This window comes from Nitratireductor soli, from assembly GCF_001050155.1.
Taxonomy (GTDB): Bacteria; Pseudomonadota; Alphaproteobacteria; order Rhizobiales; family Rhizobiaceae; genus Nitratireductor; species Nitratireductor soli.
In genome coordinates this window covers 154,718-176,905 of record NZ_LFVY01000007.1, presented here as the reverse complement: position 1 = coordinate 176,905, position 22,188 = coordinate 154,718, and the positions used below count along the sequence as shown (strand labels likewise).

Sequence of the window (22,188 nt, the reverse complement as noted above, 5' to 3'; positions counted from 1 at the left end):
AGATAGACAAAACTATTTATCAATCTGGGAAATCAAACACCCGTTTTGGCACCATGGATCAACTCGACGAACGCCTGATCACCCTGTTGCGGCATGATGCGCGGCGCGGCATCTCCGATCTGGCGCTGGATCTCGGCGTCTCGCGCGCCACGGTGCGCACCCGCATGGCCAGGCTGGAGCAGACCGGCGCCATTCTCGGCTATACGGTGATCCTGCGCGCCGATGCGGTGGGTTCGCCGGTGCGCGGCATCATGATGGTCGAGATCGAGGGCCGCATGGCCGACCGGGTCGTCCACGCCTTGAGCGGCTTTCCGGAAATCTCGACGATCCACACCACCAATGGCCGCTGGGACATCGTCGCAGAGCTGGGTGCTGCAACCCTCACCGATCTCGACACCGTGCTGCGCCGCATCCGCCTCATCCCCGGCATCATGGCCAGCGAAACCAATCTCCTCCTGGCGACACCGCACAGCACGCGGGCGCGGCTTTAGATCAGCCAGCGGCCATGCGAACGCGCAAGCGGCGCCCGAACAGTATAGAGCCGCGCATCGGCTTGTCGAAAACCGGCCGCGACGAAAACAGTTGGCCTCACCACACCACGGACACATACTGCGTTTCGAGGAACTCACGCATTCCTTCCGTCGCGCCTTCGCGGCCGATGCCCGATTGCTTCACCCCGCCGAAGGGTGCCGCCGGATCGGAAACCAGGCCGCGGTTGAGCCCAACCATGCCGAACTCCAATTGCTCGCACATCCGCAGGCCACGCGCCATGTCGCGGGTGAAGACATAGGCGACGAGGCCGTATTCGGTCGCGTTCGCCTTGGCTATGACATCGTCTTCATCCTCGAAGGTCTGAATGGCCGCGACGGGGCCGAAAATCTCCTCGCGCAGGAGATCGGCATTGTCTGGAACGTCGACCACGACCGTCGGCGGATAGAAAAAGCCGGGGCCGCCCGGCCGGGTTCCGCCGAGCAGGACCCTGGCGCCCTTGTTTGCCGCGTCACGGACCAGCGCCTCCACCTTGTCTCGCGTCTGCGCATTGACGAGCGGGCCGACATCGATGCCCGCATCCAATCCGTTGCCCATTTTGAGCGCGCCCATCGCCGTGACGAATTTTTCAACGAAAGCCTCCTTCACCGAGGCATGAACATAGAAACGGTTGGCCGCCGTGCAGGCCTCGCCCAGATTGCGCATCTTCGCCTGCATCGCCCCTTCCACCGCCTGGTCGATATCGGCGTCGGCACAGACGATCAGCGGCGCGTTGCCGCCCAGTTCCATGGCCGGATTGACCACACAATCGGCAGCCGTTTTGAGGAGCTCGCGACCCACTTCGGTCGATCCTGTGAAGGACACGACGCGCACCCGGGGATCGTGCAGCATCGCCCCAACCACTGCGCCGGACGAGCGGGACGGAATGACGTTGACGACGCCCGGCGGCACACCGGCTTCTTCCAGAAGCGACGCCAAAGCGAGCATCGTCAGCGGCGTTTCCGATGCCGGCTTGACGACGACCGAACAGCCGGCGGCGAGCGCCGGGGCGATCTTGCGGGCGCCCATGGCCGCCGGGTAGTTCCACGGCGTGACCAGGACACCGACGCCCGCCGGCCGATGCTGGACCAGGATGCGCGCGCCGCTTGCCGGTGCCTGAGAAACCGTACCGAGGTTGCGGCAGGCTTCCTCGCTGTACCAGCGAAAGAATTCCGCCGAATAGTTGATCTCCGCCAGCGCATCGCCGCCAGCCTTGCCGTTCTCCAGCGTCACCAGCCGCGCGAACGCGTGCTTGCGCGTGTCGAGGAGTTCGAACGCCCGGCGCAGCACGTCGGCGCGGGCGCGCGGCGAACGGCGTCCCCACGCGCCGAGCACCTCGTGGGCGGCTGCCACCGCGGCGATGGCATCTTCCGGTGTGCCCGACGCCACCGATGCCAGCACGGTCTCGTCGACCGGGTTCATGACGTCGAAGCGCTCCCCGCTGGAGGCCGGCCGCCGGCTTCCACCAATATGAAGGTCGGTTTGAAGCCCTTCGATCAATTGCATGCTCTTTTCCCGTTCCTTGCAGACTTGTTGGATGCCGCGCGATCCTCAGACCACGCGGTTGGTCAGCGTGCCGATTTCAGGGATCTCGATTGTCACCTTGTCTCCCGCCGCCAAGTAGCGCGGCGGGTCGAAGCCGATGCCGACGCCGGCCGGCGTGCCGGTGGCGATGATGTCACCCGGCTTGAGGCTGATTGATCGCGAGATTGTCGCGATGATCGTCGGGATATCGAAGATCAGATCCCGCACGGAGGCATCCTGGCGCAATTCATTGTTGACCCAGGTGCGCAGGCGAAGCTTCGTGACGTCCGGAACGGCGGCGGCGGTGATGATCGACGGCCCCATGGGGCAGAACGTGTCGCAGGATTTGCCAAGGAACCACTGCTTGTGCCGCTTCTGCGCCGCCCGCGCGGTGACGTCATTGACGATCGTGTATCCGAAGACATGGGCGAGCGCGGCTTCGCTGGCGATCTCGCGTCCCGCCCTGCCGATGACCACCGCCAGTTCGCCCTCGTAATCGAGCGTGCCGTCCCGATCGAGCCCGCCTTCAATGTTGGCGTTCGGCCCGATCACCGTCTCGGGGAACTTGCTGAAGACGATCGGCACGTCGGGGATGTCTTGGCCGCCGCTCGATGAATCATAGCCGCTGTTGGCGAACTCCGCCGCGTGCTCATGATAGTTCTTGCCAACACAAAGGACGTTACGGCGCGGCAGCGGGATCGGCGCCAGCAGTCTCACGTCGGAAAGGGCATAAGACTGTCCACGCCCCTGCCGCAGCGCCTCATCAGCCTGATCGAGCAAGGCGGCGCCCGCATCGATCACGCCCAGCATGTCCTGCGGCGCGCCTGGCACGAGTTCGTCCAAGCGTCGCACCTCTTCACCGATCTGCACGCCAACGCTGCTCTTGCCGCCTTGCCTGAAAGTCACCAGTTTCATCTCGTCTCTCCATTGCCGGTGAGCGCGCCACGCGCGCTCTGTGTCCTGATCGGCACGCCTCAGGCCGGGTTGCGGCCGATGAAGAAATCGCGGTTGGGCAGGTCGGTCGGCACGAGGCCGGACTTCTCCATGCCGGCACGCAGATTGTTCATGGTCGCCTCGTTGATCTTCATGGTCGGCTGGCGCAGCGGCCCCCCGTTGAAGCCGTTCAGCCAGCCTTCGAACTTCCACACCATGCGATTCAGGAACATCGCCTGCGCCGAATAGGAATTGGCTGCCGCCCGCGCCTTGCGCGCCGGCTGAAGCTGCCAGTACAATCTGGTCGCCTCGTCGTAATCTCCCTCCTGCACCAGCTTGAAGATGCGCGGGATCATCGGCCCGTAATATTCCGTGTCGCTGGTGCCGACGAACTGCAAAGGCACGAGTTGGGCGAACGGAATGGCGTACTGCTCCAGCGGCATGGTCACCACCACTTCCTTGCTGAACAGGCGGTGCGCCTCGACCCAGCCCATGATGCTCGGCATGCCGCCCTCGGCCTTGATCGCCGCAACGTTCGGGCAATCGTCGATCAGCCGGCGCAGCAACCCTGCCTCGATGTCTGAGGGATGCACTCGCTCGAACCCCCAATGTGGCACCTGGAACACCATCACCGCCAGGTCCGTGGCATCGCAGAAGGCCTTGGTGTAGTCGTAGATCTGTTGCGCGTTCTCGGCGTAGAAATTGGCCGGATAAGATAGCAACGCCAGGTCGGCGCCATGGCGCTCGGCGATCTTTGTTGCCTCGATGTTTTCTTCCAGCGTGTTGAAGCTGGCATGGTGGATGAGTTGCAGGCGCCCCTTGGCCTCATCATTCGACCATTGGAAGAACTGCTCGTATTCAGGCAGCGTGATCGCCACTTCCGACACCAGCAGCGCGCCGGAAAAGCCCAGCTCGATTTCCTTGCGGATATCGTGGCGGATGCCTGCCTCGTTGAGCCCCCTGAGGTCGGAGGTGTAGGTGGGGATGACCACATTGGCGATGCCCCGCAAATGTTCCTTGGCCCATGCCCGCGCCTCACTCCTTGAATATGATGCCATCTTGCTTCGTGCTCCTTGCATGATCGGACCGCTCCCGCGAGAGGAAAGGCGGTGCGTGAGAGGTCAGGATTTTCCTTGAAAGGCGATCGGCATTTCGCCGGCCAGCCCGCGCGCCACAGCGAGGTCGTAGGCGAGTTCGGCGGCGGCGATATCCTGGATGGCGGCACCGACCGATTTGAACATCGGCAGGCGGATCGCGTCCACGTCGATGTCGGCGGTGCCGCGCAAGAGATCGTTCAGCGAGAGCAGCTTGCCGTCGACGGCGACACCATCCCGGCGCGCAGCGATCATGTCGCCGCTTTCGTCGCGCACCTCGTCGACCACATCGCAAACGATGAGATCGCAGGCGGCGATGGCCGCCGTATCGGCTTCGCGCTGCTCGGGCAGTGTCGAGCCGACCGAAACCACCATCATGCCGGGCTTCAGCCATTCGCCCAGAAGAATCGGCTGCTCGTCATGCGAGCGAGAGGCCGCAATGGCCAGATCAGCATCGACGATCGCCTCACGCCCACTCTCCACCGCCATGCAGGAAACGCCAAGCTGCGCACCGATCTCGGCGGCGAAGGCCTCGCGGTTCTCGCGTGTCGGGCTGTAGACGCGGATCTCCTTCAGCGCGCGCACGGCGGCGATCGCGGCGATATGCGACCGGGCCTCGGTGCCGCTTCCCAGCACCCCGACGACGAGTGGTGCGCGCGTCTTAACGAGACGATCGACCGCCACCGCCGAGGTCGCCGCGGTGCGAAAGGCGGTGATCGGATTGGCGTCGACAAGCGCCGCGATGCGCCCGTTCTCCTGGTCGATCAGCACCAGCACATATTCCATGCCCCGGTTGCGTCCACGCCCAAAAATCTTGGCGCCCATGAATTTATGATCGGCAGGCGCCGCGACGAGAGCCCGTAGCGCCACCGCTTCGCCGCGCGCCACCACGCGCGGCGGGCTCACATCCGCGCCCTGCGGCACGGTATAAATCGCCCGCATGCGTGCGATCACCTGCGGCCAGTCGAGAACCGACATCACCGTTTCGGCGGAAAGGAAAACCGGTCGCGAGAATGCCTCGCCGGAAACTGCGGATGCGGTATCGCCCACGGCGTCTAAAACCTCGATCATGTTGCATTTTGATGTGCAGTCGGCGCGGGCGATCATCGGGATCGCCCGCGAATCTCTGGTCGCGGAAACGGCCTCTAGAAACCCACCGCTTCGCGGAACGCCTTGGCGCGGTCTTCGGAAAGATTGACCGTCTTCTTCACCAATCCGGCGATGGTCTCGCCTGCTTCCGGTTCGACGGACAGGTCCTGCGCCGCCGCCGCCTTCAGGAACGCCTCGTCCTTCATCGTCTCCTCGAACGCCTTCTCGAACACGGCCAATACTGCCGCGTCGGTTCCCGGAGGGGCGGCGAGCGGGCGGCCGATCGTGCCAGCTGCCGACAGCAGTTCGAGGATTTCGCGGTCCTGTTCGTTCTCGGCCAGATCGACCAGAAGCGGCACATTTTCGAGCGATTTGTCCTTGGTCAGGCCGACCTGCACCAGGAACTTGACCTTGCCTTCATCAACCCAGTCGGCGTGGCGCGAGGTCCAGCTCAGGAGCGACCCGCCGCGGCCGTGCAACTCGCCCTGTTCCATCGCCTTGTCCATCTCGCCGAGCGCGCTGTAGCCGGCGACGACCTTGAACTTGGTGCCGAGCAGATTGTTCATCACCGTCGGCACCTGGTAGGTCTCGGAGCCGCGCCCCGTCGTGCCCATGAACAGCTCGACCTGCCTGGCCTCGTCCACCGTCGTGGCCGGCGCTTCGTGCCACACGGCGATCACGCTGATCGCCGAGGTGATCGAGCCCAGCCAGTTGAAATCTGCCAGGTTGTAGGTGATCGCATCGGGAGTCAGCACCTGGCCCAGCGGCAGGTTTTGGTGCAACAGGCCGAGCGCCGTTCCATCCTTGGGCGCCACATTGGCAAGAAAATCGGCCACCTTGGTGCCGCCGGCACCCGCCATATTTTCGACGATAACGCCGGGATTGCCGGGAATGTAGCTGCCGATCCGCTCGGCCAGCAGCCGCGCATAAGCGTCATAGGTCGTGCCGGGCCCGGTGCCGACGTAGATCCTCAGTGTTTTGCCGGCAAAATCCTGCGCCTGCGCCACCGGGATGGCGGCAAGCCCCGCGACCAGAGCGAGTGCGAGCTTCGCCCGCTTGAGTCCACGCAACATCATTCTTCCTCCCTTTGAAACCCCGTTTCGGAAGGGAGGCGGCAATGGCCCCCATTCCCCAGGTATGTTTTCTATTAGCAAACAAAGTATTCTGTCAACATACAAACGCCATCACCCGGCCTTGCCGGAAATCGCCCCCAGCGGGTGCCGCCCGGCGTGTTCAAAACAGGTTGAAATAGGCGGAGGTCTTCAGAGCCGGGAAAATCTGGCCGATCACGCTGGTGGGCCAGGGCGTGTTGAGCAGGATGTGGAACATCCCGTAATAGGCCGCCAGCGCTCCCGCCGTGACGAGGAAGCTGATGCGCCAGCGCTCCTCCGATGAGAAGACGAGGTATGTGAGCATGAACAGGGCGATCGCCGACAGCATGCCGAATACGAAGATCATCCCGAACAGCATCAGGATCCACAGGAAGTATATGCCCGAGCGCCGCAACACCTCGCGGTCGTCAATGTCGGTGAACTCGCTGGTCAGGTCGAAATGGCTGCCGCCTGCGCCCACGGCCGCGCCGCCGGGGCTCCTGAGAACCTTCGAGGCGAGCAGCAGGGCAATCATGGCGAACGCCAGGCAACAGGCGAGTTGCGGCATCAGCCTGGCCGTCGCCGGCCATTGCTGCGCAACGGCGAAGGCAGCGGCAAAACACGCTGCCAGAACCAGCGCGAAAAGCCCGTCGGCGCCGGCCGCACGCAGGCTGAAGCCAGGCCTGGTCAAGCCGCCGCGCCGCGCCAGCCGCGCCCGGGTCGAGGCGATCGCCGGGCGGATCAGGCCGTAAGCGGTGAGCGCCAGGAACACCATCACCACCGGATTAGTCAGCCAGTCCCAGCCATAGCGCATCACCGAGATCGACAGGTACTTCTCCACCAGCGCGCCCAGCACGAAACCGAGCAGCAGCGGTGGTCGCGGCCAGCGCAGGCGTTTCATGATCCAGCCCAGAAGTCCGAACGCCACCAACGTCCACAAATCGCCATAGGATTGCGAGCCCTGGAACGCCCCAACAAAGATCACCGACAGGATCAACGGCGCCAGAACACCTATGCGTACCGTTGCCAGCTTTGCCAACTGGCTGGCGAACATAAAGCAGATGCCGGCGCCGATCACATTGGCGATGGCGACGCTCCACACCAGCGTATAGGTAACATCCAGCCGCTCGGTGAGCATTTTCGGCCCCGGTACCAGGCCATGGATGAGGAACGCGCCGAGCAGCAAGGCCATCGGCGCGCTCCCCGGCACGCCGAAGGCGATGGTCGGGATCAGCGTGCCGCCTTCCTTGGCGTTGTTCGAACTCTCCGAGGCGATCACCCCGCGCACGTCGCCCTTGCCGAACGTTTCTGCTGCACCTTTTTCCGTCTTGGCCGCGTGGCCGTAGGCGATCCAGTCTATGATCGACGCGCCGACGCCCGGAACGGCTCCCAGCGCGGCGCCGATCGCCGAGCAGCGCAGCATCAGGAACCAATTGGCAAAAACATCCTTGGCGCCCTTCAACTGATCATTGCCCTTGGCCTTGGAACTGCCAGCGACCGATGACCGCTGCACGACGAGATCGGCGATCTCCGGTATGGCGAACAGCCCGAGCGCCAGCGGCACCAGCGGCAGCCCGTCCCAGAGGTAGAGCGTGTTGAAGGTGAAGCGCATCATTCCCGAATTGGGCTCGTCGCCAATGCTGGCGAGCAGGAAGCCGATGCACACGGCGACCACGCCCTTCGCCGGCGAACTGCCACTCAGGATGGCGACCAGCGACAGGCCGAAAAGGCAGATCGACAACAGCTCCGGCGAGCCGATGTAGAGGATCAGCGGCCGCAGCACCGGCGCCGCCAAACCCAGAACGACGGCGCCGAAAAGCCCGCCCAGCATCGAGGCGGTGAACGCCGCGCCGAACGCCCGGCCCGCCTCACCATTGCGGGCCATCGGATGGCCGTCGAGCACGGTTGCCGCCGAGCCGACCGTGCCTGGAACGCCAAACAGAACGGCCGGGATCGTGTCCGAGGTGACGCACACCGCCAGCAGTCCCATCATCATGGCGAATGCCGAGTAGCTGTCCATGGTGAAGGTGAAGGGAAGCAGCAGCGATAAGCCGACCACGCCGCCGAGCCCTGGCACGACGCCGACCACCAGGCCGATCAGCACGCCGATGAACAGAAAACCGATGCGCGAGGGATCCATGATGATCCCCAACGCGCTCACCGCCATGTGAAGTACATCCATTTGCGAGCGATCCTCCCGGGCCTCAAATCCCCTTGAAGCCCTCGCTGTCGAAGAGTGATGAAATGTTTGACCCCCCTGCCCGGGGTCGCTACCGTCATGTTTGACTGCAGCAAACTTTGTGTGATTCCTTCTACGGCAGGAATATTGCTGTCGTCAATAAAAGATTGCCAATAGCAATCTTTCTCTCATTGTGACACGCATGAAGGATCGGTTGGGTCAGCAACGATGACAATTCAGGTCGGCCAACGCATAAGAAAATTCCGCAAGCAGCGCGATCTGGTGATCGACGACCTGGCCGACAAAAGCGGCTTGTCGCGCGCCTACATCAGCCAGGTCGAAACCGGCAAGGCGCTCCCCTCGCTGACGGCGCTGGAGAGCCTGGCGCAGGCATTGGAGATTCCGATCTCCTATCTCTTCGTCGACGACACCTTCAACTACCACATCACCCGCAAGGACGATCGTCAGGTCATCATTTACGGCCTGGCCAGGGGGAAGGAATCCCAGCGCAAGCGCATCAACATGCTGTCGGCGCCCAACCGGCAGTTGGAAATGGTGCTTCTGGAAATCCCGCCGGGCTACGACGCCGCCGACCGCGACCACTCGCATGACGGCGAGGAGTGCCATCTGGTGATGGAAGGCACGATCCGCGCCACCCAGGGCGATGAAAGCTACGTCCTCTATGAAGGCGACAGCTATCACTGGGACGGCAGCATCCCCCACCGCGTCGAGAACATCGGCGAAGGCATGGCCAAATTGCTGATCGCCCGCACCCCCGCCGGCTTCCTGACCGGCCGCTTCGTCGGCAAGGCATCAAGCGAGGAAGAGGTACCGCAAGTCATCTCGGACTCGGACCGCTCCGGCTGATCCGCTTCAGCGCAGGACACGTTTCCCATCGCCACGCTTAGAGAAGGTCAGCGTTTCACGGAAGCGCTGACCTGTTGTAATGTCTTGTGTTATCGCATTTGCGCAGGCGCCAGGTGCTTCCACCTGACTGCAAAATACTCCAGCCGTCCGGCGGCACGCGATGCCTTCGGACCCGCGCATGGAGCCGAGTACTTCCAGGACGGATCACCCATCATGGCCTCGCCACCGCCGTTGCAAGTGCCACAGCCCCGGCCGGATGGCCGCCGTTCGCCGTGCATCGCCAGCAGAGGCGACATGCTTGCCTGAAAAGTCGAAACAGCCATAAAGTGCTATTATAATTGCTGATTACACATTGTTGATATCTATTTTTTGTTGAAATCGCCCCAAATTGGCTTTATGAACTCTCCTATTATAAACAGGGGGGATATCATGTCAGGAACGAGCAGACGCAGTCTCTTGCAGACAATGGGCATGACATTTCTAGCCAGTGCGGCGGCCTCGCCGGCCGTGGCGGCATGGGAGCCCAGCATCCGATATCCGGATCCGGCCATCCGGGCGCTGGATCAGAGTTTCTCAAAATACATGGTTTTCTTTGCCGCCGTGGAGCAGCTCTATGCCGGCGGCATGCGCTACACCGAGGGGCCGGTCTATTTCGGCGACGGCCGCTACCTGGTGTGGAGCGACATTCCCAACAACCGCATGCTGAAATGGGAAGAGGAGACGGGTGTGGTCAGCGTCTTCCGCCAGCCCGCCAACTATGCCAATGGCAGCACCCGCGACCGCCAGGGACGACTGGTGACGGCCGAGCATGGGCGCCGCGTCACCCGAACCGAATATGATGGCACGATCACCGTGCTGATGGACGCGTTCGAGGGCAAGCCCCTGAATTCGCCCAACGATGTGGTCGTCGCCTCGGATGACAGCGTCTGGTTCACCGACCCGCCCTTCGGCATCGCCGGCAATTATTCCGGCGACAAGGGCAAGTCCGAGCTGCCGAACAGCGTCTACCGGCTGGACCCGGCAACCGGCCAGGCCACCATTGCCGCAAGCGACGTCGCCGCGCCCAATGGGCTGTGCTTCTCGCCCGACGAGAAAAGGCTCTACATCGTCGATTCCGGTGCAAGGCCGGTAACCGTCCGTGTCTACGACGTCTCCGACGACCGCACGTCGCTGTCGAACGGCCGCGTCTTCTTCACCTGCGGCGAAGGCGAGGCGCCGGACGGCATACGCTGCGATGTCGATGGCAATCTCTGGTGCGCCTATGGCGCGGTGAAGGAGGGGTGGGACGGCGTCCTCGTCATCTCGCCCGAGGGCAAGGCGATCGGCCATATCGGCCTGCCGGAGCGTGCCGCCAATCTGTGTTTCGGCGGACCGAAGCGCAACCGGCTTTTCATGGTGACGGGACGTGGTGTCTACTCGCTCTATGTCAACACACAGGGCGTGCCGGGCAGCTAACCTGCCCACGCCAAAGCCGAGAAACAACAGAGGACAAGACATGACGGATCGGGATGCAGCGCGGCTGGGAATGCCGCTCGTTTCCACGTGGCGACTTGAAAGCCACAAGCAGGAAGACATGGAGACGGGCGAAATCACTTACCCGCGCGGTCCCAACCCGCGCGGCCTCGTCACCTACACGGACGACGGCCGCTTCTCGATCCTCAACGTGCCGGGCGAGCGGGAGGCCCCGAAGGGCCTCGCGCCGACCGATGCCGAGGCGCTGGCGCTGTTCAAGGGGCTGACCGCCTATGCCGGCAGCTATGTGGTGACGGGCGAAGACACGCTGATCCACAGAACCGAGATATCCTGGAACGAAGCCTGGGCGAACACCGACCAGCCCCGGCGCTTCAAGGTCGACGGCGACACGCTCACCTTGATCGCCGGACCGTCGAACAATCCATGGGATGGCCGCATCGTCCGCGCGACGCTCACCTGGAAGCGGATTACGTAAAACTCCCCACTGGCAGGATCGTTGCCAAGCGCGGCGGCTATCGCTTCCGCGTTTCTTTTTTGCGCCGAGGCGGTCTCAAGCCGTCGACGGCAAGGGGTCGTGGCAAGCCACTTCGCGCCCGCCGGTTCCGAGCGCAGAGACAAGTTCGGGCATCGCCTCGCGGCACAACGCACCGGCCCTTTCGCAGCGCGGGTGAAAACTGCAGCCGGGCGGCGGAGCGACTGGGCTGGGGAACTCGTTGTTCAGCGCCAGTTTCGGCAGGCCGGTTCCATTCTGCGGCAGCAGCATGGCGCGCAGCAGTTCGCGTGTGTAGGGGTGGCGCGGCGCGTTGAAGATCGCATCGGTCTGCCCGCTCTCCACCACCCGTCCCAGATACATCACCGCCACCCGGTCGGCCAGATGGCTGACCACCGCCAGATTGTGGCTGATCAGCACGATGGTCAGCTTGAATGTGCGGTGCAGTTCGATCAGGAGATTGAGGATCTGCGACTGCACCGAAACATCCAGCGCCGAGGTCGGTTCGTCGCAGACGAGGATTTTCGGCTGGCCGATCAGCGCCCGGGCGATCGCCACGCGCTGGCGCTGTCCGCCTGAAAGCTGCACCGGATAGGCATTGGCCAGATAAGGCGGCAACCCGACCGCCTCCATCATGCGCGCCACCGCCGCAGCGCGCGCTCGCGCATCGCCCGTCCGCTGCACGGCGAGCGGCGCGCCGATGGTCGTCGCCACCGTCATGCGCGGATTGAGCGACGAATAGGGATCCTGGAAAACCGGCTGGATCAGCCGGGCCCGCTCGAGCGCGCTGAATGAGGAGATCGGCCGGCCATCGACCAGCACCTCGCCCTGGCTCGGCTGTTCGATCCCCAGGAGCAGGCGCGCCAGCGTGCTCTTTCCGCAACCCGATTCCCCGACCAGGCCGAGAATCTCCCCCTCCTCGATCGCCAGTTCCACGCCGCGCAGGGCGCGCAGCACCGTGGTTTTGCGGAAGGGTGATCCCGGGTTAAGCGTGTAGTCCCGGCGCACGCTCTTCATTGCCACGAAGCTCATGCCACCCCCTCGGCGTTGCGCAGCGTCTTCTGTGGTTCACGGACCGGAACCGCGCCTGGCGGATCGTACAGGCGGCAGCGCACCAGGCGGCCATCCTCCATCGGCATGAGCGGAACCGTTCCGCGATGACAGGCCGGCATGGCGCGCGCGCAGCGGTCGCGGAAATTGCAGGCGGTCAGCGCGCCGAGCGGCCGCGGCACGACGCCGGGAATAAAGCCGAGCGCCGAGCGCCGTCCGGTCTCGCCGGGCGTCGGGATGCAGTCGAGCAACCCTTTCGTATAGGGATGGCGCGGATCATCGAGAATGGCCGCCTTGGACCCCGTCTCCACCACCTCCCCGCCATACATCACGGCGATACGGTCGGCGATCCCAGCCACCACGCCCAGGTCGTGCGTGATGAGCATCAGCCCGACGGCGGTCTCCGCCTGCAGGTCGGCGAGCAATCGCAGGATCTGCGCCTGGATGGTCACATCCAGCGCCGTCGTCGGCTCGTCGGCGATGATCAGGTCCGGCTCGCACAGCAGCGCCGTGGCGATCATCATGCGCTGCCGCAGGCCGCCTGAAAGCTGGTGCGGATATTGCCCGAGCCGCTCGTCGGGCGCCGAAATGCCGACCTTCGCCAGCATCTCCGTCATCCGCGCCGGCGTGGCGTTGCGCGGGCGATGCCAGCGGACGATCTCGGCGATCTGGTCGCCCATGCGGTAGCAGGGATCGAACGCCGTCATCGGATCCTGGAAGATCATGGCGATGCGCCGCCCGCGTATCTGCCGCCATTGTCGGTTGCCGAGGCCAAGCAGAGACATCCCGTCGAAGGCGATGCGCTCGGCTTCGAGCCGGGCATTCCTCGGCAGAAGACCAAGGATCGCCTGCGCGGTCAGGCTCTTGCCGCAACCCGATTCGCCGACGACGGCCAGGGTTTCCCCGCGCCCGACCGACAGGTCGACGCCGCGCACGGGATGCAGCACGCCCCCATCCGTCGGGATCGATATCCTCAGGCCGCGCACCTCCAGAAGCAACTCCATCCCTCAAGCCTTCCCGTCGGGCGCGGTGACATCGCGCAGCGCATCGCCAAGCAGGTTGATCGACAGGATCAGCAGCGCCAGCGACAGGCCGGGAATGGCGATCAGCCAGGGTCGGAACAGGAACTGGCTTTTCGCCTCGGCCACCATCAGGCCCCAGGACGTCAGCGGCGGCTGGACGCCGAGGCCGAGGAAGGTCAGCGTCGATTCCAGCAGGATCGCCCGCGCCAGCTCCAGCGTGCAGACGACGATCAACGGCGCCGTGATGTTGGGCAGCAATTCGCGCAGGAAGATGCGCGGCATCGAGCTGCCGATGCTGCGCGCCGCGGTGATGAAATCCCGCCGCGCGAGCTGCTGCGTCGTCGCCCGCGTGACGATCACCAGCCGGTCCCACATCAGGCCGCCGATCACCAGCACCAGCAGCGGCAGCGACTGCCCCAGCACGGCGACGGCCACCAGCGCCACCAGGACGACCGGCAGGGTCAGCCGCACCGTCAGGATGAAATTGACCACGAGATCGACCGTTCCGCCGCAATAGCCGGCCGCGACCCCGAGCGTCACGCCGATCAGGCTCGACAGGACGATGGTCAGGAAGCCGATCAGCAGCGAGATGCGCCCGCCATAGAGCAGCAGCGCCAGATAGTCGCGGCCGAGATGATCGGTGCCGAGCGGGTGGCTCCAGTCGCCCGTCGCGTGCCAGACCGGCGGCGCCAGCCGGTGGGAAAGATCCTGCAGCGCCGGGTCCGAGCCGGTGAACAGCGGCGCGCCCAGGACCGCGATCAGGATCACGGCCAGGATCACCCCGCCGACCCAGAAACCGGTGTGGCGCAGGGCGCGGCGCAACGCCAGCCGCCCCGGCGACGACACGCGTTCGGGTTTGGGTGTGGCGGGCGTGTTCGTCTGTTCGTTGGCGATGGTGCTCATCAAACGCGAATCCTTGGATCCAGAACGGCATTGAGAAGATCGGCCGCCAGCGCCAGCAGCGCATAGGTGGCCGCGACGATCAGCAGGATGGCCTGAATGACTTCCACGTCGTAGCGCCGGATCGACAACCAGGCGAGGTTGCCGATCCCGTCCATCGAGAACACCGCCTCGACCACCACTGAGCCGCCGAGCATGTAGCCGAACTGGACCGTGGCGACGGAAACGACGGGGATGATCGCATGGCGCAGGCCATGCCGCACGATCATCTGCCAGGCCGACAGCCCATAGGCGCGCGCCGTGCGCACATGGTCGGATTGCAGCACCTCGATCATGCCCGACCGGGTCAGCCGCATGATCGCCGGCGAGGCGTAGTAGCCGAGTGCGATGGCCGGCAGGATGTAATGGGCGAAGCTGCCCGTGCCGGAGATCGGCAGCCAGCGCAGCATGACGCCGAAGCCGAAGATCAGCGCGATCGACGACAGGAAGGACGGCATCGACTGGCCGGTCACCGCGATCACCAGCGCTGCCCGGTCGATCAGCGAGTTCGGCCTGAGCGCGGCGATCACGCCGAGCGGGATCGACACGAATAGGGCGAATGCGAGCGCCAGGACGCCCAACTGCGCCGTCACCGGCAGATGGCGGGCGAGGATCGGCGCCACCTCCTCCTTCAGATAGTTCGAGCGCCCCAGATTGCCCTCGAGCACATTGCCGACCCAATGCAGGTATTGCTCGTGAAACGGCCGGTCGAACCCGTAGAGGCGGCGGATGGTCTCGATCTGCTCCGGCGTCGCCCGCTCGCCGGCCATCGCCACCGCCGGGTCGCCGGCCAGATGGATCAGCGAGAACGAGATCATCGACGTCACCAACAGGACGAGGGCGGTCACGCCCAGCCGCTTGACGATGAACATGCCCATGGCGCTCTCCTGTGCCGGCTTGAATTGCGTGGCGAAACCGGAAGCGGCGGTTCCGCCGCGGCTTTACAGATTCCGGCCGGCGGTTTCGCGCCGGCCGGCAAGCCCGGGAAGGATCAGCAGATCACTTCCACTTGGCAAGATAGAAATGCGCGATCTCGTCCGAAGTGACCTGGTAGCCGAGGTCGCTGCTGTAGGCATAGGCCCGGCCATAGGTGAACAGCGGGACGGAATAGGCCTGGTCGGCAATGCGGGCGAGCGCCTGGGCGTACAGCTCCTTGCGCTTTTCCGGATCCATCGCCGTGTCCGCCGCCACCAGCATGTCCCTCAGCTCCGCATCGCGGGCATAGTCGTCGACGCCGAACTTGAAGTACAGGCTAACCGAGGCCGAGGCGTCCATCATGCCCTGCGACCCCCAGGTCAGATGCGCCATCGGCACCTTGCCGTCGATGATCAGCGGCCTGAGCGCCACATTCTGGATGAACTGGAAATCCGGGCGGATGCCGACCGCCCTCAGATAGGCCAGCACCGCTTCCGAATAGCGCCGGTCGCGATAGGCGTAGAACGGCAGGTCGAGCCCGTCCTTGTAGCCGGCTTCGGCAAGCAGCGCCTTCGCCTTTTCCGGATCGTAGTCGTATTGCGTCACGTCCTCGGTGCAGCCCACCTGGTCGGCATAGCACATCGAGCGCAGCACGCCGGCGGAGTTGCCGACCAGGTCGGCCAGCGCATCGCGGTCGATCGCGTGGGCGATCGCCTGGCGAATGCGGACATCCTTCGCCGGCGTGTCGCCCGAGCGTCCGGCCGCATCCAGCATGAGGAAGGCCATGCGCGTCGTCGAGGCCGCCTCGACCGTGACGTTTTCATAGGTCGACAACTGCTCGACATTCTCCGGCGGAACGCCCCAGATCCAGTCGACGCTGCCCGTCAAGAGTTCCGCGAGCTGCGCTTCGGTGTCGCTGATCGTCCGATAGACGATCTTGCCGAGTTGCGGCTGGCCCTTCGGACTGTCGGCGAAATAGTCCGGGTTCTTCTCCCAGGTCGCCGTGCGGCCAGGCTCGAACTGGGTGAGCTTGTAGGGTCCGGCGCAGACCGGCAGCACGGCGCCCCAATCCTGTCGGGTCTTGTCGCCCGCCACGCTCACCACCGGTGCGTTGTCGTAATGTCCGGAGGGGTAGATCGGCGTGTTGCCGGAAAGATATTCGAGCGCCGCCGGCGTCGGCGCCTTGGCCTTGATCCGCACCTGATGCGGATTGACTGCCTCGACACTGTCGATCCAGTCGACTGTCAGGCGGACATTGATGCCGCTGTCCGGCTTGATCACATGGTTGAAGGTGTAGGCCACATCCTCGGCGTCGAGATCGGTGCCGTCGGTGAACTTGATCCCCTGCCGGAGATCGAGCTCCAGCGTGGTGTCGTCGACCCAGCGATAGGCTTCCGCCAGAAGCGGCTTGTATTCATTGCTCGCCGGGTCGCGATACATCAGTGAATCGCAATTGTAGAGCGTCGCGATGACCACCTCGCGCAAACCCTGATAATAGATGTCGAATGTGTCGATTTCCGTTGCCGTCGCCCAGTTGAGCGTGTCGTCGGCCTTGTTCGCCCGACCTTCGCTCACCCCACCGGCGATCAGCGCAGCGCAAGCCGCCGCAAATGCCATGTATCTGCGCATCGATTTCCTCCCTGTTGCGCGGAACAGGCCAGCGTCTCGCCCGCATTGCGGCCCTTCGGCGACAATGCGGTCTGCGCGCTTGTGATGCCTGCCAGGTATCTCCATCCCATCATTGGCGGCATCGCCAATTTCCGCTGTTGTATTTTGGCATTTCAGCAAAATAAGTCAATTCATTTTGCGTAATTTGCCAAATATTGGCTATTGAAAGGCTGATTTCGCCTATGCCGTCCGGAGCGGGCGGGCAAACGCCTCGTCACCCGCGCTTTGCGGCCACCAGATCAGCCTCGATCTTCCATTGCGGCAGCGCCAGCCCGGCCACGACGACGGCCGTCGTCGCCGGCGGCTTGCCGTTGAAATAGCGATTGCGCAGGCCGGCATAGGTGATGATGTCGGCGGCGGTCAGGCAATAGGCGTTGATCTTCACCACGTCGGCAAAATTCATCTTCGCCGAGGCCAGGATCGCCTCGAAATTCTTCATCAGCTGCTCGACCTGTTCCTCCAGCGTGTCGGCGATCGTGCCGTCCGGCCGAACACCGATCTGGCCGGCCACATGCAGCGTGCGGCAGCCCTCGGGCACCTCCACCGCGTGCGAATAGAGGTTCTGCGTCGGCGGGGCGAGTTCTGCGGGATTGTGGCGGACGTTGCTTGAAGTCATGGCGGTCTCCCTGAGCGGTTCGGTAACGGATTTAGGTTGCGGCCGAAGCGGTTCGCATGGCTTCGGCGGTGGTTCCAGGCTCGCTGCACAGCAGCGGCCGGTGAGCGGCGCCGCGCCAGATGGCGGGATCGGCGCCGCGATACTCGGGCGGGAACGGCATGGCGATGCCGAGCTTTTCGGCCGCGTGCCAGACCCAGCGCGGGTCTTCGAGAAATGCCCGGGCGATGGCCACCATGTCGACCTGGCCCGTGGCGATGCTTTGTTCGGCCAGGAACGGATCGACGATCATGCCGACGCCCTGCGTCACCAGCCCCGTTTCCCGCTTCACCGCTTCCGCATAGGGCAGAAGGTAGCCTGGAAACGCCTCGAAGCGCTGCCCGCCGATGAGGCTGCCGGCCGAGACGCAGACATAGTCGAAGCCGGCCTTCTTGAGCCCATCGGCGAAGGCGATTGTGTCCTCGATGGTCGCCCCGCCCGGCAACAGGTCCGGCCCGTTGATCCGCGCGCCGAGCACCTTCCCCTCGGGCCAGACGGCGCGCAGCGCCGCCGCCACTTCCAGCGGAAAGCGCAGCCGGTTTTCGCGGCTGCCGCCATAGGCGTCGGTGCGCCGGTTGACCAGCGGCGCGATGAACTGGTGCAGCAGATAGCCATGCGCCGCGTGCAGTTCGACCACGTCGAGGCCGATCCGCTCGGCCCGTTCGGCCGCCTGCACGAAGGCGGCGACGATGCGGCGCATGCCCTCGCCGTCGAGCGCTTCGGGAACCGCCCTGTGTTCGTCATAAGCGACCGCCGACGGCGCGACGATGGTCCAGGCGCCCTCGCCTTCGGCAAGGCCGTGCCCGCCATCCCACGGCACATGGCTCGATGCCTTGCGCCCGGCATGGCCGATCTGAATCCCGACCGGCATTTTCCCCACATGGCGGAAGACCTTGAGCACGCGCGCCAGCGCCTCTTCCTGCGCGTCGGTGTACAGGCCGAGACAACCCGGCGTGATGCGGCCGGCAGCCTCGACCCCGGTCGCCTCGATCATCACCAGCCCGGCGCCCGACAGGGCGAACTGGCCGAGATGGATCATGTGCCAGTCGGACGCCGCGCCGTCGATGGCGCGGTATTGGCACATCGGCGAAACGACGATCCGGTTGGGGAACGTCGTCCCGGCGACCGTCAGCGGGGAAAACAGTGTCGCGCCCATCAAGCGGTCCGGATCCACACGGCCTTGACGTTCAGATAATCGTCGAACTGGGCGGTGCCCGATTCACGTCCATAACCGCTCATCTTGTATCCTCCGAAAGGCATGGCGGGGTCCATCATCTGATAGCAGTTTATCCAGACGGAGCCCGCGCGAATATTTTTAGCCAGGTAATGCGCTTTGCTCACATCGCGGGTCCACACGCCGCTGCCGAGGCCGAAATGCGTGTCATTGGCCCGCCGCGCCACCTCCTCCATGTCGGTGAAGGGCATGGTGCTGACCACCGGGCCGAAGATTTCCTCGCGGGCGATGCGCATTTCCGGCTTCACGTCGCGGAAAACGGTGGGCGGGATGAAATAGCCGTTGGCGCGGTCCGGGTCGCTCAGCCGCTCGCCGCCCGAAAGGACGCGCGCGCCCTCCGACCGCCCGAGATCGAGATAGCCGGACACGCGGTCGAGCTGCTTTTTGGAAACCAGCGGACCGATCTGCGTTTCCGCGTCGAGCGAATTGCCCACCTTCAGCGTCTTCGAGAAATCGGCCAGCCGCTCGTTGAATTCGTCATAGACGCTTTGCTCGACGATGAGCCGCGTGCCGGCGCTGCACACCTGGCCGGTGTTGCCGAAGCAGGCCATCGCCGCGCCCGGCACGGCCAGCTCCATGTCGGCGTCGGCAAAGACGATGTCGGGCGACTTGCCGCCCAGTTCAAGCGTCACGCGCTTCAGATTGCCGGCCGATGCCATCAGGATCTTCTGGCCGGTTTCGACCGAGCCGGTGAAGGCGATCTTGTCGACGCCCGGATGTTCGGCCAGCGCAGCACCGGCGGCGTGTCCGAAGCCCGGCACGATGTTGACCACGCCGTCCGGAATGCCCGTCTCGCACAGCAATTCGCCCAGCCGCAGCGCCGACAGAGAAGCCTCCTCCGACGGCTTGTAGACGGCGGTGCAGCCGGTCGCCAGCACCGGCCCGAGCTTCCATATCCACGACACCATCGGCCCGTTCCACGGCACGATCGCACCGACGACGCCGACCGGTTCGCGTAGCGTGTAGGAGGTGAAGTCGCCGCCCGGCATCGAATTCTCGACCGTCTCGCCATGCAGCGCCGTCGCCATGCCGGCGTAATAGCGGATCAGGCCCAGCACCCGCCGCCGCGCATTCTTGCGCCGCGTGATCGGCTCGCCCATTTCGAGCGCGTCGATCAGGGCGAATTCCTCGAAATTCCTGTCCACCAGATCAGCCAGCTTGAGCAGGATCTCCTGCCGGTCGTGCGGTTTGAACTTGCGCCACGGTCCTTCGTCGAAGGCTTTTCGCGCCGCCGCCACGGCGCGGTCAACGTCTTCCCGCTCGCCCTCGGCAATGGTCGCGATCGCCTCGCCGGTCGACGGATTGACGGTCTCGAACGTCTTGCCGGAGGCGGCCTCCACCCACCGGCCGTCGATCAGCATCTTTTTCGGTCCGGTGGTCAGAAACGCCGGTCGTTCCTGGGCGATGATGTTCATGGTGCAAACCTCCTGCTTCATGGCGCATTCAGGCGCCGTGGAAAGATGCGGACCGGCCTGGCCCGATGGTGTGATTCCGCTAGAGCATTTCCGCTTTTCCTGGAATTGCTCTAGCCCTTGACCGAGCCGGCGGTCAGCCCCTGGACCATGTAGCGCTGGAACAGCAGCGCCAGCACCGCCGCCGGCAGGGCGGAGAGGAAACCCGAGGCGGCGATGATCGAATAGTCGAGATTGGCCTGTCCCAGCATGCCGGCGATGGCCGGCGGCAGGGTCGTCATGCCGCGCTTCGAATTGAGCACCTGGGCGACCAGGAACTCGTTCCAGGACAGGACGAAGGTGAAGGCGCCCGCCGCCACGAAGCCGGGCCCGGAGATCGGCACGATCAGCCGGCAAAACACCTGGAACCGCGTGCAGCCGTCGACCAGCCCGCTTTCCTCGAGTTCCCGCGGGATCGTCTCGAAATAGCTCTTCATGATCCAGATGGTGAACGGGAAGGTGAACGAGCAATAGGCGATCGTCAGGCCGGTCAAACTGTTCTGCAGGCCAAGCTGGCGCAGCATCAGGAACAGGGCCGGGATCAGCACCACCACCGGCAGCATGCGGGTGAACAGGACCAGGTAGAGCGACAGGCTCATCAGCCGCGAACGATGGCGTGCATAGGCATAGCCGGCGGCGCTGCCGAAGACGATGTTGATCAGCGTGACGGCCATGGCGACAATGAAGCTGTTGCCCAGCGAGGCGATCACCAGCCGCGCCTGGTCGGCATGGTTGAACTCCACCAGCCCGAGGATCTTTCCATAATTCTCCAGCGTCGGATTGACCGGGATCAGCGGTGTCGGCAGGGCGAGCAGGTCGCGCTGATAGCTGATCGAGGTGATGAACAGCCACAGGAACGGGCCGATCAGCCAGATGGCGACAAGCGCCGCCAGCACATAGATGCCGCAGGCGGAAATGATCCTGGTCAGGACGGGTTGACGATAGGGCACCGCTTGCACGCTCATCGCCCTCACTCCGCCTGGAATTTCGCCAGGATCAGGCGCTGGTAGACCACGGTCAGCACGACGCAGATCAGCGTCAGCGTGAACAGGATCGCCGTGCCCGGCCCGAACTGGAAGAAATTGAACGCCGTCACATAGCCGAGCCAGGAAACGGTCGTCGTGTCGTTGCCCGGACCGCCGAAGGTCATGACGAAGATCAGATCGAGCATCAGGAAGCCGTTGACCGTGGACAGCACCAGCACCAGGAACATCATCGGCCGGAGCGACGGCAGCGTCACATGCCACAGCTTGCGCCAGAACCCCGCGCCATCGACCTCGGCCGCCGCGTAAAGATCCTTCGGGATCGACTGCAGCCCGGCCAAGAACAGCACGGTGGCGAAGGGCGCCTGGTTCCACACATAGACCAGCACCAGCACGTTCAGCGCCGAAAAGCCGTTCTGGAAGAAGGAGATGTAGTGGTCGATCAGGCCCAGCCGGCTGAGGATCGCGTTGAGCGCGCCAAAATCGGCCGACAGCATGCCGAGCCATAACAGGCCCACCACCACCCGCGACATCGACCATGGAATGAGCAGCGCGGCGCGCAGGATCGGCCGGCCGAAGAATTCCGAATTGAGGATCAGCGCCATGGCGAGGCCGATCACCGTCGCCTCGACGACGAAGGCGGCGACGAAGAACACCGTGCGCCCGAGCGCGCCCCAATAGAGCGGATCGCCGACGATGTCGCGGTAATTGCCAAAGCCGATGAACTTGTAGAGCGGCAGGTTGAAGCCGAACAGGTTCAGCGTCGGCCCGCTCGTGTCAAGCAGGTCGACCTCCGCCAGGCTGAGCCAGATCGAATAGACCAGCGGAAAGAAGACCACGGCGAAGATCACCGTCAGCGCCGGCAGGATCAGCAATGTCGCAAAACCCGCCTGCGTGTTCGCATAGAGGCTGAAACGGCGGATGAGACCGCCGTTTCGCCCGGTTCCGGGCTGTGCCCGAACGTCTCTTTTCATCGGTTCGAGAAGATCGGCCATCGGCCGTGTTT

General features: G+C 64.3%; 20 protein-coding genes. 4 read left to right on the top strand and 16 right to left on the bottom strand.

All coding sequences use genetic code 11. The features are described from left to right. The first annotated feature begins 53 nt into the window (after positions 1–53). Positions 54–491: an Lrp/AsnC family transcriptional regulator gene (locus AB843_RS10700; RefSeq protein ID WP_048646827.1), complete on the top strand. Its 438-nt coding sequence runs from the start codon at positions 54–56 to the stop codon at positions 489–491. Between the two features lie 97 nt (positions 492–588). Here the strand turns inward: AB843_RS10700 and AB843_RS10695 are convergent, their stop codons facing one another. The 6 genes from AB843_RS10695 to AB843_RS10670 all read right to left on the bottom strand — a co-directional run bounded on the left by AB843_RS10695 (position 589) and on the right by AB843_RS10670 (position 8,441). Further along, positions 589–2,034, bottom strand: coding sequence for an NAD-dependent succinate-semialdehyde dehydrogenase (locus AB843_RS10695; RefSeq protein ID WP_048646826.1), 1,446 nt, complete (start codon positions 2,032–2,034; stop codon positions 589–591). Positions 2,035–2,079: 45 nt separating this feature from the next. After that, positions 2,080–2,967, bottom strand: a complete 888-nt coding sequence (locus tag AB843_RS10690) for a fumarylacetoacetate hydrolase family protein (protein WP_048646825.1) — start codon at positions 2,965–2,967, stop codon at positions 2,080–2,082. Between the two features lie 59 nt (positions 2,968–3,026). Further along, the gene (locus AB843_RS10685; RefSeq protein ID WP_048646824.1) at positions 3,027–4,043 is read right to left on the bottom strand and encodes a dihydrodipicolinate synthase family protein; all 1,017 of its coding nucleotides are present in this window, start codon (positions 4,041–4,043) and stop codon (positions 3,027–3,029) included. A 63-nt stretch (positions 4,044–4,106) separates the two neighbouring features. Further along, positions 4,107–5,150 carry an ornithine cyclodeaminase family protein gene (locus AB843_RS10680; protein ID WP_157384488.1) on the bottom strand — a complete coding sequence of 348 codons (1,044 nt, stop codon included), beginning with the start codon at positions 5,148–5,150 and terminating at the stop codon, positions 4,107–4,109. 74 nt (positions 5,151–5,224) lie between these two features. Further along, positions 5,225–6,244 (bottom strand): Bug family tripartite tricarboxylate transporter substrate binding protein, encoded by a 1,020-nt coding sequence (locus AB843_RS10675; RefSeq protein WP_048646822.1) that lies wholly within the window; start codon positions 6,242–6,244, stop codon positions 5,225–5,227. A 157-nt stretch (positions 6,245–6,401) separates the two neighbouring features. Beyond that, entirely contained in the window at positions 6,402–8,441 is a 2,040-nt protein-coding gene (locus AB843_RS10670; RefSeq protein ID WP_048646821.1) for a tripartite tricarboxylate transporter permease, read from the bottom strand. Positions 8,442–8,666: 225 nt separating this feature from the next. On the opposite strand from AB843_RS10670, the gene AB843_RS10665 reads away from it, so the two are divergent. The 3 genes from AB843_RS10665 to AB843_RS10655 all read left to right on the top strand — a co-directional run bounded on the left by AB843_RS10665 (position 8,667) and on the right by AB843_RS10655 (position 11,253). Next, positions 8,667–9,305: a cupin domain-containing protein gene (locus AB843_RS10665; RefSeq protein ID WP_048646820.1), complete on the top strand. Its 639-nt coding sequence runs from the start codon at positions 8,667–8,669 to the stop codon at positions 9,303–9,305. Positions 9,306–9,776: 471 nt separating this feature from the next. Further along, entirely contained in the window at positions 9,777–10,760 is a 984-nt protein-coding gene (locus tag AB843_RS10660; RefSeq protein WP_048646912.1) for an SMP-30/gluconolactonase/LRE family protein, read from the top strand. A 40-nt stretch (positions 10,761–10,800) separates the two neighbouring features. Beyond that, complete coding sequence (locus tag AB843_RS10655; protein WP_157384486.1) at positions 10,801–11,253, top strand: lipocalin-like domain-containing protein; 453 nt, start codon at positions 10,801–10,803, stop codon at positions 11,251–11,253. A gap of 75 nt (positions 11,254–11,328) precedes the next feature. Here AB843_RS10655 and AB843_RS10650 read toward each other — a convergent pair whose 3' ends face one another. From AB843_RS10650 to AB843_RS10605, 10 genes are all read right to left on the bottom strand, one after another. Next, positions 11,329–12,300 (bottom strand): oligopeptide/dipeptide ABC transporter ATP-binding protein, encoded by a 972-nt coding sequence (locus AB843_RS10650; protein ID WP_048646818.1) that lies wholly within the window; start codon positions 12,298–12,300, stop codon positions 11,329–11,331. Next, entirely contained in the window at positions 12,297–13,322 is a 1,026-nt protein-coding gene (locus tag AB843_RS10645; RefSeq protein WP_048646817.1) for an ABC transporter ATP-binding protein, read from the bottom strand. The genes AB843_RS10650 and AB843_RS10645 overlap by 4 nt, the downstream gene beginning before the upstream one ends. A gap of 3 nt (positions 13,323–13,325) precedes the next feature. After that, positions 13,326–14,243: an ABC transporter permease gene (locus AB843_RS10640; protein ID WP_048646816.1), complete on the bottom strand. Its 918-nt coding sequence runs from the start codon at positions 14,241–14,243 to the stop codon at positions 13,326–13,328. Beyond that, the gene (locus AB843_RS10635) at positions 14,243–15,157 is read right to left on the bottom strand and encodes an ABC transporter permease (RefSeq protein WP_048646815.1); all 915 of its coding nucleotides are present in this window, start codon (positions 15,155–15,157) and stop codon (positions 14,243–14,245) included. The genes AB843_RS10640 and AB843_RS10635 overlap by 1 nt, the downstream gene beginning before the upstream one ends. Positions 15,158–15,278: 121 nt before the next feature. Then, positions 15,279–16,823 carry an ABC transporter substrate-binding protein gene (locus tag AB843_RS10630; protein ID WP_157384485.1) on the bottom strand — a complete coding sequence of 515 codons (1,545 nt, stop codon included), beginning with the start codon at positions 16,821–16,823 and terminating at the stop codon, positions 15,279–15,281. A gap of 253 nt (positions 16,824–17,076) precedes the next feature. After that, a complete protein-coding gene (locus tag AB843_RS10625; RefSeq protein WP_048646813.1) occupies positions 17,077–17,478 on the bottom strand; it encodes a RidA family protein in 402 nt (133 codons plus the stop codon). A gap of 31 nt (positions 17,479–17,509) precedes the next feature. Next, on the bottom strand, positions 17,510–18,670 hold the full coding sequence (locus AB843_RS10620) for an NADH:flavin oxidoreductase/NADH oxidase (RefSeq protein ID WP_082143773.1): 1,161 nt from the start codon (positions 18,668–18,670) through the stop codon (positions 17,510–17,512). After that, positions 18,670–20,163, bottom strand: a complete 1,494-nt coding sequence (locus tag AB843_RS10615; RefSeq protein ID WP_048646910.1) for an aldehyde dehydrogenase family protein — start codon at positions 20,161–20,163, stop codon at positions 18,670–18,672. Before AB843_RS10615 ends, AB843_RS10620 begins: the two co-directional genes overlap by 1 nt. A 110-nt stretch (positions 20,164–20,273) precedes the next feature. Beyond that, positions 20,274–21,164, bottom strand: a complete 891-nt coding sequence (locus AB843_RS10610) for a carbohydrate ABC transporter permease (RefSeq protein WP_048646812.1) — start codon at positions 21,162–21,164, stop codon at positions 20,274–20,276. Between the two features lie 5 nt (positions 21,165–21,169). Continuing rightward, complete coding sequence (locus AB843_RS10605) at positions 21,170–22,177, bottom strand: carbohydrate ABC transporter permease (RefSeq protein WP_048646811.1); 1,008 nt, start codon at positions 22,175–22,177, stop codon at positions 21,170–21,172. Positions 22,178–22,188 lie beyond the last annotated feature (11 nt).